14 protein-coding genes are annotated in these 13,544 nt (G+C 70.3%); 2 read left to right on the forward strand and 12 right to left on the reverse strand.

What is annotated here, in order from left to right; genetic code table 11:
* The first annotated feature begins 151 nt into the window (after positions 1–151).
* A complete protein-coding gene (locus AB0I88_RS25015; protein ID WP_361029093.1) occupies positions 152–511 on the forward strand; it encodes an STAS domain-containing protein in 360 nt (119 codons plus the stop codon).
* Here AB0I88_RS25015 and AB0I88_RS25020 read toward each other — a convergent pair.
* Positions 407–1,405 (reverse strand): sigma-70 family RNA polymerase sigma factor, encoded by a 999-nt coding sequence (locus tag AB0I88_RS25020; RefSeq protein WP_361029096.1) that lies wholly within the window; start codon positions 1,403–1,405, stop codon positions 407–409. The genes AB0I88_RS25015 and AB0I88_RS25020 overlap by 105 nt on opposite strands.
* Before the next feature lie 107 nt (positions 1,406–1,512).
* Between AB0I88_RS25020 and AB0I88_RS25025 the strand changes: the two genes are divergently transcribed.
* Positions 1,513–2,304 (forward strand): alpha/beta hydrolase, encoded by a 792-nt coding sequence (locus tag AB0I88_RS25025; RefSeq protein ID WP_361029099.1) that lies wholly within the window; start codon positions 1,513–1,515, stop codon positions 2,302–2,304.
* Positions 2,305–2,359: 55 nt separating this feature from the next.
* On the opposite strand, the gene AB0I88_RS25030 is transcribed toward AB0I88_RS25025, so the two are convergent.
* From AB0I88_RS25030 to AB0I88_RS25080, 11 genes are all read right to left on the reverse strand, one after another.
* Positions 2,360–4,615 (reverse strand): excinuclease ABC subunit UvrA, encoded by a 2,256-nt coding sequence (locus tag AB0I88_RS25030; RefSeq protein WP_361029102.1) that lies wholly within the window; start codon positions 4,613–4,615, stop codon positions 2,360–2,362.
* A gap of 43 nt (positions 4,616–4,658) precedes the next feature.
* Positions 4,659–5,207: a MerR family transcriptional regulator gene (locus AB0I88_RS25035; RefSeq protein ID WP_361029105.1), complete on the reverse strand. Its 549-nt coding sequence runs from the start codon at positions 5,205–5,207 to the stop codon at positions 4,659–4,661.
* A gap of 149 nt (positions 5,208–5,356) precedes the next feature.
* The gene (locus AB0I88_RS25040) at positions 5,357–5,821 is read right to left on the reverse strand and encodes a bifunctional nuclease family protein (protein WP_361029108.1); all 465 of its coding nucleotides are present in this window, start codon (positions 5,819–5,821) and stop codon (positions 5,357–5,359) included.
* Between the two features lie 99 nt (positions 5,822–5,920).
* Positions 5,921–6,589, reverse strand: a complete 669-nt coding sequence (locus tag AB0I88_RS25045) for a MerR family transcriptional regulator (protein WP_361029111.1) — start codon at positions 6,587–6,589, stop codon at positions 5,921–5,923.
* Between the two features lie 68 nt (positions 6,590–6,657).
* Entirely contained in the window at positions 6,658–7,107 is a 450-nt protein-coding gene (locus tag AB0I88_RS25050; protein WP_361029114.1) for an FHA domain-containing protein, read from the reverse strand.
* A 180-nt stretch (positions 7,108–7,287) separates the two neighbouring features.
* A complete protein-coding gene (gene gcvH, locus AB0I88_RS25055; RefSeq protein WP_361029117.1) occupies positions 7,288–7,668 on the reverse strand; it encodes a glycine cleavage system protein GcvH in 381 nt (126 codons plus the stop codon).
* A gap of 15 nt (positions 7,669–7,683) precedes the next feature.
* Entirely contained in the window at positions 7,684–8,928 is a 1,245-nt protein-coding gene (locus tag AB0I88_RS25060; protein ID WP_361029120.1) for a DUF881 domain-containing protein, read from the reverse strand.
* Between the two features lie 7 nt (positions 8,929–8,935).
* On the reverse strand, positions 8,936–9,268 hold the full coding sequence (locus AB0I88_RS25065; protein ID WP_361029123.1) for a small basic family protein: 333 nt from the start codon (positions 9,266–9,268) through the stop codon (positions 8,936–8,938).
* A complete protein-coding gene (locus AB0I88_RS25070) occupies positions 9,265–10,218 on the reverse strand; it encodes a DUF881 domain-containing protein (RefSeq protein ID WP_361029126.1) in 954 nt (317 codons plus the stop codon). The genes AB0I88_RS25065 and AB0I88_RS25070 overlap by 4 nt, the downstream gene beginning before the upstream one ends.
* Positions 10,215–10,817 carry a CDP-alcohol phosphatidyltransferase family protein gene (locus AB0I88_RS25075; protein WP_361029129.1) on the reverse strand — a complete coding sequence of 201 codons (603 nt, stop codon included), beginning with the start codon at positions 10,815–10,817 and terminating at the stop codon, positions 10,215–10,217. Before AB0I88_RS25075 ends, AB0I88_RS25070 begins: the two co-directional genes overlap by 4 nt.
* A 626-nt stretch (positions 10,818–11,443) precedes the next feature.
* Positions 11,444–13,399, reverse strand: a complete 1,956-nt coding sequence (locus AB0I88_RS25080) for a VWA domain-containing protein (RefSeq protein ID WP_361029132.1) — start codon at positions 13,397–13,399, stop codon at positions 11,444–11,446.
* Positions 13,400–13,544 lie beyond the last annotated feature (145 nt).

A 13,544-nucleotide genomic window follows, 5' to 3' on the forward strand; every position in this document is an offset into this window, starting at 1 on the left:
CGCATGATCCGGTCACCTCGGTCAAGCCATAGGCTCCCTCCACATCGCCCAGAGCGGCGGTCCGTCGGGTAGCTCGATCACGGACCGGCCCGAAATCAACACGCGGGGTTGGGGGCGATGAGTTCGGGGGCCGGCGCCGGTCCTAACCGGCATGGCGGACTCTGCGATCCGGTTCCCGGTGCGAATCAAGCTGGCGCGTACGGAGATCCCCATACTCTGTGCCGCGCTGGCCGACTCGTTACGTGGTCGGCCCGGCGACGTCGTGGTCTGCGAGGTCACCGGGCCCGGTGAACCGGACGTCGTGCTGGTGGAGGCGCTGGCCCGGCTGCGGCTGACCGCGCACCGGCACGGCCGGCGGCTGCGGCTGACCGGCGCCGGGCCCGCGCTGCTGTCGCTGCTGGCCCTGCTAGGGCTCGACGACCTGCTGCTCCAGGTGGGCGGGCAGGCCGAACAGCGGGAACAGCCGCGCCGTGTCGAGGAAGTTGTTGACGCCGGTGATCCGCCCGTCTGAGATCTCCAGGACGATCAGCGCCCACGGGTCGTGTCCGGCGCCGGTCTCGCTCGGACGGTACTGGCCGAACGCGGGCAGGCCGCTGGCCACCACCGGGATCAGGCGCGAACCGCGGCAGCCGCGGCCGGTGCCGCTCATCCACACGGTGATGTCCGGCGTGCCGTGCAGCCACAGCGCCAGCGGCGGCATCGACAGGGTGGCGTCCTCGTGCAACAGCGAGGTGAGGGCGCTCAGGTCGTACGCCTCGAAGGCCTTCACGTAGCGTGTGAGAAGCGCACGCTGAGCCTCGTCGAGGGGCTGGTAGGTGTCGCCCGCCGACGGTGTGGCGGCGGAGATCGTGGCCCGGGCCCGCTGGAGCGCGCTGTTGACGCTCGCCACCGACACGTCCAGCAGGTCGGCGACCTCCTGCGCCGACCAGGCCAGCACCTCCCGCAGGATGAGCACGGCCCGCTGCCGGGGCGGCAGATGCTGCAGCGCGGCGACGAACGCGAGCCGGATCGACTCGCGTTCGGCGATCAGCCGGGCCGGGTCGGAGCCCTCCGGCAGGATCCGCTCGTCGGGGACCGGTCCGACCCAGATCTGCTCCGGGTGGATGTCGCCGGGGTGGGTGGCGTGCCCGGACCCGGCCGGCCCGAGATCCATCGGCCGGACCCGCCGCTGGGCGCTGTCGACCATGTTGAGGCACACGTTGGTGGCGATCCGGTACACCCACGAGCGCAGCGACGAGCGGCCCTCGAACGTGTCGTGGCCGCGCCAGGCGCGGATCATCGTCTCCTGCACCGCGTCCTCGGCCTCGAAGGCCGAACCCAGCATCCGGTAGCAATAGCCGACGAGCTCGGGCCGGAACCGGTCCAGCTGCTTCTCGATCGGGACATCGGTGACGAGTTCGTTCACGGCCCGAACCTATCGCGGATTGTTTCCGCCCGGCAGCGATGAGTTTCCGGGACGGGCCCGGTCTACCCGGTGCAAAGCAGTTCACGCGAGAGATTCGAGGAGCCGTCATGAGCTACGCGGACGTCAACGGGATCAACCTCTACTACGAGATCCAGGGCGAGGGCAGCCCGCTCGTCCTGCTGCACGGCGGCCTGGGCTCGGGCGAGATGTTCGCCCCGGTGCTGCCCGCGTTCACCGCGAACCGGCAGGTGATCCTCGCCGACCTGCAGGGCCACGGCCGGACCGCCGACGTCGACCGGCCGCTCGACATCCGCACGATGGCCGACGACATCGCCGCCCTCATCGACCACCTGGGCCTGGAGAAGCCGGACGTGGTCGGCTACTCCCTCGGCGGCGGTGTCGGCCTGCACCTGGCCATCGCCCATCCGGACAAGGTCGGCAGGCTGGTGTCCGCGTCGGCCGGCATCCGGCGCAGCGCCACCCACCCGGACATCCTCGCCCAGCAGGGCCAGGTCACCGGGGCGGCCGCCGAGTTCATGAAGGACACCCCGATGTACGAGTCCTACCAGCGCCTGGCCCCGCGCCCGGAGGACTTCCCCCGCCTGCTCGACAAGATCGGCGCCGCGATGGCCGTGGACTTCGATCTCACCGACGAGGTCCGCGGACTGTCCGTGCCGACGCTGATCGTCGGTTCGGACGCCGACATCGTGCCGGCCGCCCACTTCGTCGAGATCTTCAACCTGCTCGACGGCGGCCTGCGCGACGGCGGCTGGATGGGCGAGGGCCGTCCCAAGGGCGGGCACGCCCTGGCCATCCTGCCCGGCACCACCCACTACAGCCTGTTCATGTCGCCGCTGTTCCCGGCGGTCGCGCTGGCCTTCCTCGACCAGCGGAGCTGACATGCCGACCCGGATCGCCGGCGGTGGCGGGTGGCCGCCGCCGGGCGACCGCCGGTCAGGAGACGTATTCGCGCAGGTGCCGGGCCGTGAGGGTGTCCGACGAGGTGACGAGCTCGCTCGGCGTACCGGTGAAGACGACCCGGCCCCCGTCGTGGCCGGCGCCGGGACCGAGATCGATGATCCAGTCGGCGTGGGCCATCACCGCCAGGTGATGCTCGATGACGACGACCGTGTTGCCGGTGTCGACGAGCCGGTCGAGCAGGGCGAGCAGCTGGTCGACGTCGGCCAGGTGCAGGCCGCTGGTCGGCTCGTCGAGCAGGTAGGTGGCCGTCCCGCCGCCCATGTGCACGGCCAGTTTGAGCCGCTGCCGCTCGCCGCCGGACAGCGTGTTGAGCGGCTGGCCCAGCGTGATGTAGCCGAGCCCGACCGCGGACAGCCGCTCCAGGATCGCCCGGGCCGCCTTCTCGGTGAAGAACTCGAGAGCCTCGCTCACCGGCATGGCCAGCACCTCGGAGATGTCCCGGCCGCGCAGCTTGTAGTCGAGCACCCGGGCGGTGAACCGCCGGCCCTCGCACTCCTCGCAGACGCCGGCGACCCCGGCCATCATCGCCAGGTCGACGTAGACCAGGCCGATGCCCTTGCAGTTCGGGCAGGCGCCCTCGGAGTTGGCGCTGAACAGCGCCGCCTTCACCCCGTTGGCCTTGGCGAAGGCGGCACGGACGGCGTCGAGCAGGCCGGTGTAGGTGGCCGGATTGCTGCGCCGGGAGCCGCGGATCGCCGACTGGTCGACGACGACGACGCCGTCACGGGCGGGCAGGCTGCCGTAGATCAGGGAACTCTTGCCGGACCCGGCGACCCCGGTCACCACGGTCAGCACCCCGGTGGGGATGTCGACGTCGACGTCACGCAGGTTGTGCGCCCGCGCGCCGCGGATCTCGATCGTGCCGGTCCGCTCGCGCACACCGGCCTTCAACGTGACGCGGTGCCCCAGATAGCGACCGGTCAGCGTGTCCGAGGCGCGCAGACCGGCGACGCTGCCCTCGAACCGGATCCGGCCGCCGTCCGGGCCCGCGCCGGGACCGATGTCCACCACGTGGTCGGCGATCGCGATCGTCTCCGGCTTGTGCTCCACCACGAGGACCGTGTTGCCCTTGTCCCGCAGGCGCAGCAGCAGCCCGTTCATCCGCTGGATGTCGTGCGGGTGCAGGCCCACCGTCGGCTCGTCGAAGACGTACGTGATGTCGGTGAGGCTGGAGCCGAGGTGCCGCACCATCTTGACCCGCTGCGCCTCACCGCCGGACAGGGTCGCCGACTCCCGGTCCAGTGACAGGTAACCCAGCCCGATCTCCACCAGCGACTCCAGCGTCTGCCGCAGGTTCGCCACCACCGGCCCGACCGCGGGCGTGGTGATCCCGGCCAGGAACGCGGCCAGGTCGCTGACCTGCATGGCCGAGCACTCGGCGATGTTGCGGCCGTCGATACGGGACTCCAGCACCGACGGCTTGAGCCGGGAACCGCCGCAGCCGGGGCAGGCGGCGAACGTCGCGGCCCGGTCGATGAACGCGCGGATGTGCGGCTGCGCCGACTCACGCTCCTTGGTCAGGTACATCCGCTGCACCTTCACGACGAGTCCCTCGTACGTCGTGTTGATGCCGTTGATCTTGATTTTCATCGACGGTTTGTGCAGGAAGTCGTCGAGTTCGGCGGGGGTGAAGTCCCGGATCGGCTTGTCCGGGTCGAACAGCCCGGACTCGGCGAACCCCCGCACATACCACCCGTCGACACCGAAGTTCGGGACGGTGATCGCACCCTCGTTGATCGACCTGGACCGGTCGACGAGCTGGTCGACGTCGATCGTCGACACCTTGCCGAGCCCCTCACACGCCGGGCACATGCCCTCGGCGTTGAACGAGTAGGCCAGCGCGCTGCCGGCGCCCGGCGACCCGAGCCGGCTGAAGATGATCCGGAGCATCGTGTACGCGTCCGTCGCCGTCCCGAGCGTGGACCGCGCGTTGGCCCCCATCCGCTCCTGGTCGACGACGATGGCGGCGCTCAGATTGTGCAGCGCGTCCACGTCCGGACGGGCCGGACTGCCCATGAACGACTGGAGGAACGCCGAATACGTCTCGTTGATCATGCGCTGTGACTCGGCGGCGATGGTGCCGAACACCAGCGACGACTTCCCCGAACCGGACACCCCGGTGAAGACCGTCAACCGCCGTTTCGGGACGTCGAGAGAGACGTCGCGCAGATTGTTCTCGCGAGCCCCGCGAACCTGAATGACATCGTGGCTGTCTGCGATGTGGGTCACCCGGCGACGCTACCGCGCACACCGGCCAGAACGTGACCGCAATTCAGCCGGCGCGACGCCGTGCCCGGCGGGCCGCCAGCTCGTCACCCTCGGACGGCTGGAACGACGCGGCGATCGGCTGCGGCTGCGCGACCGGCTCGGACGGCAGATGCGACAGCGAACCCTGAATCTCCTTGAACGCCCCACCGATCGCGATCCCGAACACGCCCTGACCGCCCTGCAACAGATCCACGACCTCCTCCGGGGACCGGCACTCATACACCGTCGTCCCGTCCGAGATCAGCGTGATCTCCGCGAGATCGTCCACCCCGCGCGACCGCAGCGCGTCGATCGCGCGCCGAATGTTCTGCAACGAGACACCCGCGTCCAGCAGGCGCTTCACCACTTTGAGCACCACCAGGTCACGGAACGAATAGAGCCGCTGAGTGCCCGACCCCGACGCGTCGCGAACACTCGGGACGACCAGCGTGGTCCTGGCCCAGTAGTCGAGCTGGCGGTAACTGATCCCGACTGCCTGACAGGCCGTCACCCCGCGATAGCCGACCTCTCCGTCCTCGCCGACGAGTGGGCCCTCAAGAGGTTGCTCGTGCACCCGATGCCTCCCCGCTGCCCATGATCAAAATCTAGGCGGTATGCCGGTTCACCTGGACTTCACGAGCGTATATCTCAATCAACGCCGAAACATGGAGGTAACCGCTCGACACGCCGCCCACGGACGAACGGCCCTCGTCGATGGCGGCGTCAGCCGGCGAAGTCCTCCGGGCGCACCTGGTCGAGGAACTCGCGGAACTTCTCCACCTCGTCCTCCTGCTCATCCGGAATCACGATACCGGCCTCGGTGAGCACCTGCTCGGCACAGCGAATCGGCGCGCCGACCCGCAACGCCAGAGCGATCGAATCACTCGGCCGCGCCGACACCCGCAGGTTGTCGCCGATCAACAGATCGGCGTAGAAGACGTTGTCCTTCAGCTCGGTGATCTCCACCGCCGTCAACGGCGCCTTCAGCGCCGACAGGATGTCGCGCAACAGATCGTGCGTCAGCGGCCGGGCCGGTTTCACACCCTGCTGCTCGTAGGCGATCGCGGTCGCCTCCACCGCCCCGATCCAGATCGGCAGGTAACGGTCGCCGTCGACCTCCCGCAGCAACACGATCGGCTGGTTGCTGGGCAGCTCCACCCGGACCCCGACCACGCTCAGCTCGCGCACCGCCGCCTCCGTGTCGTCATCGTCTCGGCCGCACAGCAGCCGCCCCTAACCTGCACGGTACACGCACACCGCGGGTGTCCGATCCACGCGGCATCGGGTTCAACGCCCCAACTCACCCCGTAGCCCCGACCGGACCAGAGCGGCATGCAACCGCTGCGAAAGAGCCTGCAGCTCACGCGCGGTCTCGGCGGCACGGGCCCGCGCCGCCGGATCCTGCTGGCGGACCAACGGCGCCAGCAGCTGTGTGAACAGGCCCACCTCACGGTCCGCGGAGTTACGGAACGCCCGCAGGTGACGCACCTCCAGCCCGTACCGGGTGAGGCCCACCACGGCCTCCACGATGATCACCTGATCGGCGTCATACCACCCCGGCGGACGCGCCGACACCAGGCCGATCTGCTCCAGCTCGGCCAGCAGCGCCTCGTCCACCCCGGTCCGCTCCAGCAGATCCGCCTTCGGGATCCGGGTGTCCGCCGGATCCGTGGCCCGCTGCGCCCCCACCGCCACCAGCGTGGGCCGCTGCGGAACCACCGGCTCCTTCTCCATCCGGTCCAACTGCTCGCGGATCACCCGCAAGGGGAGGTACTGATCCCGCTGAGCGGTCAGCACGAAACGCAGCCGGGCCACATCGTTCCACGAATACTTGCGGTACCCGGAGGCGGTGCGCTGCGGGTCGACCAGACCCTCCGCCTCCAGGAACCGCAACTTCGAGATCGTGGTGTCGGGGAACTCGGTGCGCAGATGGGCCAGCACCTCCCCGATGCTCATCAGCGCACCCTCCCGCCCGTCCTGAGGGCGCGAAGCCCCCGGATCACGCGCGGCCGCCCCCGACGACGTCACGCCCGGCCCTCGCCCTCCGGCCGCGGACCGGCGATGAACACCAGACGGAACTTGCCGACCTGGACCTCATCGCCATTGCTGAGCGTCGCGGCTTCAACCCTTTCCCGGTTCACATACGTACCGTTGAGAGAGCCGACGTCGCGAACGGTGAACGTGCCACCGTCCCGGTGGAACTCGGCGTGGCGGCGCGACACCGTCACGTCGTCCAGGAAGATGTCACTGTCCGGGTGCCGGCCGCTGGTCGTCACGTCGTGGTCGAGGAGGAAACGGGCACCTGCGTTGGGGCCACGGCGGACCACCAGCAGAGCCATCCCCGGCGGGAGCGAACCGGACATGCGGCTCGGCACCACGTCGGTCTCAGGTCCCTCCAGCACCTCGTCAAGGGCGCCAAGGTTCAGCGTGGACGTGACGTCGAGCGGGGGGAACTCGTCGTCTGGGCGCGTCATCGGACCACCTCACGGATCAGTTGGTCGTCGCCAACCGGCGGGACACGCGACGTTGCGGCCCTCGCCGGGGCCATTTCGGCCCGACGCACGACTATCGGTTTCAAAGGAATAACAGTTCTTCGTGTGCTTCGCGAGCCTAGTCAGCGCCAATATCGCTGAGCAACCGGACGCGCGGAGACCTCAGCTCTCGGTCAGCGCCCGATATGCCGCGGCATCCAGCAACGACGCGACCGACGCCGGGTCCTCCGGCGCGATCTCCACCAGCCAGCCCGCCGCGTACGGCTCGCCGTTGATGATTTCCGGCTCATCGGTCAGCGTCGCGTTCTTCGCCACGATCGTGCCCGATATCGGCGCGTAGATCTCCGAGACGCTCTTGGTCGACTCGATCTCACCGAGCGAGTCACCCGCCTGCACCACCGTGCCCTCGTCGGGCAACTGCACGTAGACGATGTCACCCAGCGCGTCCTGCGCGAAATGGGTGATGCCCACCCGCACCGGACCGCTGCCGTCACCGGCGACCCACTCGTGCTCCGCGGTATACCGCAGATCCTCAGGAATCAACGCTTCCTCCGTAAATCACGAAACCGGACGCGCGTATCGCAACGCTGCCGCCTTACGCACCGCGGTCACTTCGACCAGGGAACGCGAGTCCATGGTCACGCTACCGCCGTCGTTCTGCACCGACGCCACCACCCCGCCCGGGATCTGCAGCGCAGTGCTCATCGTGCTGGGCGGACCGATCACCAGCAGACGGAACGGACCCGTCAACTGTTCACCGTCAGCGATGATGCCACCACCCGACGCCTCCACGAAGAAGCTCGACGCCACCACCCGCACGGCGCCACCGTTCGCCCCGTTGAGCTGCATCACCTCACCACCGGCGCCACGCAGCTCCTGCACCGTGTTCAGCACGTCGGAAGCCCGCACGTCGCGCAACGTGATGTCCAGCCCCGGACCGGTACCCGGCTCCGTACCGGCCAGCAGCCCCAGCTCCTGACTGCGCTTCGCCGCCTCCAACTGCGCCGCCTGCCGGCCCGCCACACCCGAGCTGAGCTGCTGCTTACTGGTCTCCAGCTCCTGGATCTCGGCCAGCAGACGGCTGTCCTGCGCCTCCAGGTCGCTCAGAATCCGGACCAGGTCCTCCTGCCGCATGCCGGCCAGCCCGTCGTCGGCGGCGTTGCTGCGCAACTGCACCACCAGCGTGAACCCGAACAACGCCAGCAACACCCAGATCAGCGCCCCGGCCGGGGCCGGCCAGCGCCGCTTGGCGCGATCAAGATCACTTTCGCCGGGGGCCGCACTATCGGGTGACGTGGCGGATGTCTCCGCCGATCCATCCTTCCGGTCACCCGACCGGGGCACCCCCGCGGTCTCCGGATCACCCACGCTCCCCGTCGCGTCCGGCTCCTCCGAAAGCAGCGAGGGTACGCCGGAAGCGTCCCGCCCCGACACGGAAGCCGCCGTCGGTTCCCACTCCGGCACGGGCTCGGTCAGCGGCTCCGGCACCGGCTTCGCCCGCGGCACCGGCACGGGCTCGGTCCACTGCTCCAGCACCGGCTCGGTCGGCGGCACCGGCTCGGTCCACTGCTCCAGCACCGGCTCGGCCCACTGCTCCACCACCGGCTCGGTCGGCGGCTCCGGAACGGGCTCGGTCCACTGCTCCGGCACCGGCTCGGTCAGCGGCACCGGCTCAGTCCGTGGCTCCGGTGGCGTCTCGAGGTCACGCGCGGCCAACGACACCGTCGGCTCGTCCTCCGTGGCGGGCACGGCGGCACCGGCCGCGGTCCGCTCCCGCCGCCCGGTCTCATCTGGCTCGATCATCTATTTCCTATGCCCGGAACAGGTGACGTCGGATCGCCGCGACATTACCGAAGATGCGCACGCCGAGCACGACCACGACACCCGTCGACAGCTGACCGCCCACACCGAGCTGATCCCCCACATACACGATCAGCGCGGACACCAGCACGTTGGAGATGAACGACACCACGAACTGCTTGTCGTCGAAGATCCCGTCCAGCTTGGCCCGTACCCCGCCGAACACCGCGTCCAGCGCCGCCACCACCGCGATCGGCAGGTACGGCACCAGCTCGATCGGCACCGACGGCTCGTACAGAATGCCCAGGAGAACACCGGCGAGCAGGGCGAGTACGGCGATCATCGGCCGCCTTCCGTGGACGAGCCCGGCGCCGGCGATCCCGGCCCGGACGACGAAGCGGAGCCCGACGGCGCGGGCGCAATGCTGGGCGCGGCCGACCGGAGCTTGAACTCGGTCGCCGCCTCCAGGGTCACGTCTTTCACCTCGGCGGCCTCGAACGAGATCCCGTACCGCCCCTGCAGCGTCTCGAAGTACGGCCCCGCATAGCCGGCCCGGAAGTCCTCGGCGAGTTCGTCCGGCCCGATCGCCGTCAGCTCGTACGGCGACGCCACCGGCCGGATGTCCACCAGGATGGCCTCACCCGCCTGCCGGATCCGGGACGTCGCGGTCAGCCGCTGACCGTTGATCATGATGGCCTCGGCGCCCGCCTCCCACAGCGCGTTCGCCGCCAACTGCAGATCGGTGTCCTTGACCAGACCGTCGGTACGCCGTTCCCCGGTCACCGCATCCACCGACGTCGGCCCGTCCACCAGCCGGATCCGCGCGCCCGAACCCCGGACCGGGGCCATGCCGGTGGCCGCCTCCAGATCCTTCAGCTCCGCGATCGCGGCGCCGCCGAGGGCACGCTCCCGCAACGCGGCCACCTCGTCGCCGAGCCGGTCCGCCTGCGCCCGCAGCCGCTCCGTGCCCTCCCGGCGGTTCTGCACCTGGGCGATCAGCGAATCCCGCGCCTTCGTCCGCGCCGGCTCCTCGGCCACCGTCTGCCGGTAGGCCACCACCAGCAGGAATCCGATCACCACGAGAGTCAGCGCCGACGACCCACCGGCCAGCCCACGACGCCATCCGGTCCGCCGGCCCTCGGTGGCACGCCGGGCGGCCGCGTCCGAGTAACCCGGATCGAGCGGGTTCTGGAACAGCGCGGTCAGGAAGTCCGGCCCGTAGGTGCGTTTCCCGGCCGCGGCCCCGTCCGGGTCCGGGCCACCGGCCGGAAGATACGACGGTGGCAGGCTCACGAGTCTTCCCCGGCGTCGGCCCGCAACAGCCGCACCGCCTGGATCAGGTAGAGCACCGCCGCACACCAATACAGCCCCAGCGCCCACCAGGCCAGCCCCCAGCCCACCGGCATCGCCCACTCGGAGATGGACGGCACCGCCTTGGCCAGCAGGATGATCGGGAACGCCGCCAACAGCAGGAACGTGCCGGTCTTGCCGACGTAGTGCACCGGCGGAGGCCCGTAACCGCGCCGCCGCAGGATCACCAGCGTCACGCCGAGCACGGCCTCACGCAGCAGCAGTGCCACGGTGAACCACAGCGGCACCACCTCGCGCACGGTGAAACCGATGAGCGTCGCCACGATGTACAGCCGGTCGGCGAACGGATCCAGCAACTCGCCGAGCCGGCTCACCGAATTCATCCGGCGGGCGACATAGCCGTCCACCCAGTCGGTGGAACCGCCCACCGCGAGCACCACCACCGCGGCCACATCCTGCTCGACCACGAGCAGCAGATAGAGGAAGAGCGGCACCCCGAGCAGGCGGATGAAACTGATCACATTGGGGAGCGTCCAGATCCGGTTGGAGGTCTCGATGGACGGCGCAGGCTGCTGCGACATCGCGACTTCCTCTCCCTCGGCCGAGGCCCCCGCCCTGGCACGCGCGTAAGCCCCGGAGCCCGTCACCGGCCCTCCCCCGGGCCGGCGCCGAACGCACAACCGGCCGCTCGCCGAGCAACTATAACCAGCCGCGTTCCCCGGCCCGACACGCAGTCACACAGGCCACACTCTCGACGTCATCCTAGGAGGCTAGCCCAAATCGCCTTCCTCGCGCCCCAGGGCTCTTTCTTCACCCTTCCCGGTACGCACGCCCGCGCGCCCCTCCAGGCTGTCTCCTCACCCTTCCCGGCACGCACGACCGTCGCCCCCACGCTCCCCCGGGACTCCTTCTTCACCCTTCCCGGCACGCCGGACGCCACCCCGACCGCCCCTCGCGCTCCCCCGGGCTGCTCCTTCACCCTTCCCGGTACGCACGACGCCACGCCGACCGCAACTCCGCCCGCCCCGCCGAGCCTCGCGATCCCCTGCCCACTCCGGCCTCTGCCGCGCCCGCCGGGCTGAGTCCCTGCCGCTCCGCTGCGCGAAGCGGCCCTAATCGGGAGGAAGTAGGTCTACTTCCGAGTTAGCTGGGTAGGCGTGGCTGGTTGTGGGCGCTGTCTCAGCGTCGCCGGGACAGCACCCACAAATCACCCAGCCCGGCCTCGGCGGGCCCGGACGTAGTCGTCGATCACGTAGCGGCCCAGGTCGGCGGCGTCCGGGCTGAAGACGCGGCCGCCGTTACGCCGGGCGATGGCGCCGACGAAGCGGCGCAGGCCGTCGTCCTCGCCGAGCATGAAGACGTTCAGGGTGGCGCCGTACCGGGTGAGCTGGTCCACCTCGCGGACGGTGGCCTGGACGGTCTCCGGCAGCGGCGGCCACCAGAACACGGCTTCGCCGTCGGGTTCGAGGTGGGCGGTGGGTTCGCCGTCGGTGACGACCAGGACGACCGGTTCGGCGCCGGGGTGGCGGCGCAGATGACGGCCGGCGATCTTGAGTGCGTGCTGGAGGTTGGTGCCTTTCTCGATGGTGGGCTCGATGGCGGCGAGCTCGCCCTGGGACAGGCTCTGCGCGTAGCGGCCGAAACCGACGATCTGCAGCGCGTCCTGCGGAAACCTCGTCGCGACCAGGTGCGACAAGGCCAGGGCGGTCTGTTTCATCGGGCCCCAGCGGCCGTCCGCGTACATCGAATAGGAGAGGTCGACGCAGAGGGCGACCGCCGCGGAGGCCCGGCGCTCGGTCTCGGCGATCTCGAAGTCCTCGGGCTCCAGGCGTACCGGAAGGGTTGCGATGGTGGCCGACGCGGCCCGGCGGCGAACCGCGTTGCCGATGGTCCGCACCACGTCGAGGGGTTGATCGTCGCCGAACTCCCAGCGGCGCGAGGAGCCGATCAGGTCGCCGGCGGCCCCGGCGTCGCGCATGTCGTGCTCGCCGCGCCGGCCCGCGATCTCCTTGAAGATCGCCGACAGGGCGGTCTGGCCGAGACGGCGCAGCGCCTTCGGTGACAGGGTCAGGCCTTCGTCGTCGCGCCGCACCCAGCCCTGGCGGCGCAGCTCGCGTTCGAGCTCGCGCAACTGCCGCAGGTCGTCGGCGGCGCCCCGGCCGAGTTGCCGTTCGACGGATTCGACGTCGACGTCGTCGAGGGTGGCGCCGGGATGGTCCTGGCCGAGCTGTTCGATCAGCTCGTCCAGGTCGGCGATCTCGCCGAGCGCCGACGCCGCGTCGCCGTAGCCGAGGTCGCCGGGCCCGCGCACGCGCTCGCCGCGGCCCCAGTTCAGGTTCGGCCGCAGAGTGCGCAGGTTGTCGGTGAGCTGGGCGAGCTGTCCGCGCAGCGGCCCGTCGCCGAGGGCCTGGGCCATCAGCTGTTCCAGCTCTTCGCGCTGTTGCGGGCTGAGGGAGCGCAGCAGACGTTCGGCGGCGGCGGCCTGCCGGGCCAGCGAGTCGATCAGCTCCTCGACGTTGCCCGGATTGTCTGGGAAGAACCGGCCGTGCCGGTCCATGAAGTCGCGGAACGCGTCGGTGGTGTCCTCGCCGCGGGCGTGCCGGCCGAGCAGATCGTTGAGATCGTCGAGCATCGCCGAGACGCCGGAGAGATCGCCGTCCCGCAGGGCCTGTTTCATGCCGGCGAAGCGCTGGGCGACCACCTCCTGGCGCAGTCCGGCGAGGATCTGCTCGTAGATCTGCCGCGCCTCGTCAGAGGTCCACTGGTAGGAGGACAACTCGGACACCGCCTGCGACACCGACTTCGGCAGGTTGTCCAGCATCGTCTCGCCGAACCGGGCCTCGTCGTCGTCGCGGGCGGCGAGCGCGTCGCGTTCGGCGGCGAGGGCCTGGTCCAGCATCTGCCGGGCCCGGGTGACCGCGCCGTCGAGGTTGCCGCGGCGCAGCGCCTCGCGCCGCAGCCGGCGGGCCCGCTCGGTCAGGGAGTCGAGCCCGCGCCCGTCCCGGGGACCTCGCCGGATCAGGTCGCGCAGAGCGTCCCGCAGGCTGTCGCCGCGCAGCACCCGCTCCCCCATCGCGTCGACCGCGGCCCGCACGTCGTAGGGCGGCGCGAGCGGGTCGGGCCCGTCGCGCCAGGCCCCGTAGCGGAAGACGTTGCCACTCACGACGACACCCCCGGCAGGACCGAGAACCAGCGTGTGGAGTAAGGGCGCGCTCCGCACCCGAACCCCACACGCTCCGACAGAGACCGGCGTGTGGAGTAAGGGCGCCCTCCGCACCCGAACCCCACACGCTCCGACAGAGACCGGC

Source organism: Actinoplanes sp. NPDC049802, from assembly GCF_040656595.1.
In the GTDB taxonomy this organism is placed as follows: Bacteria; Actinomycetota; Actinomycetes; order Mycobacteriales; family Micromonosporaceae; genus Actinoplanes.

What these genes read in the sequence shown, in the direction of transcription:
- AB0I88_RS25015 (WP_361029093.1), top strand. Translation starts at nt 152, where the DNA reads ATGGCGGACTCTGCGATCCGGTTCCCGGTGCGAATCAAGCTGGCGCGT.
- AB0I88_RS25025 (WP_361029099.1), top strand. Translation starts at nt 1,513, where the DNA reads ATGAGCTACGCGGACGTCAACGGGATCAACCTCTACTACGAGATCCAG.
- AB0I88_RS25045 (WP_361029111.1), bottom strand. Translation starts at nt 6,589, where the DNA reads ATGAGCATCGGGGAGGTGCTGGCCCATCTGCGCACCGAGTTCCCCGAC.
- AB0I88_RS25050 (WP_361029114.1), bottom strand. Translation starts at nt 7,107, where the DNA reads ATGACGCGCCCAGACGACGAGTTCCCCCCGCTCGACGTCACGTCCACG.
- AB0I88_RS25060 (WP_361029120.1), bottom strand. Translation starts at nt 8,928, where the DNA reads ATGATCGAGCCAGATGAGACCGGGCGGCGGGAGCGGACCGCGGCCGGT.
- AB0I88_RS25065 (WP_361029123.1), bottom strand. Translation starts at nt 9,268, where the DNA reads ATGATCGCCGTACTCGCCCTGCTCGCCGGTGTTCTCCTGGGCATTCTG.
- AB0I88_RS25075 (WP_361029129.1), bottom strand. Translation starts at nt 10,817, where the DNA reads ATGTCGCAGCAGCCTGCGCCGTCCATCGAGACCTCCAACCGGATCTGG.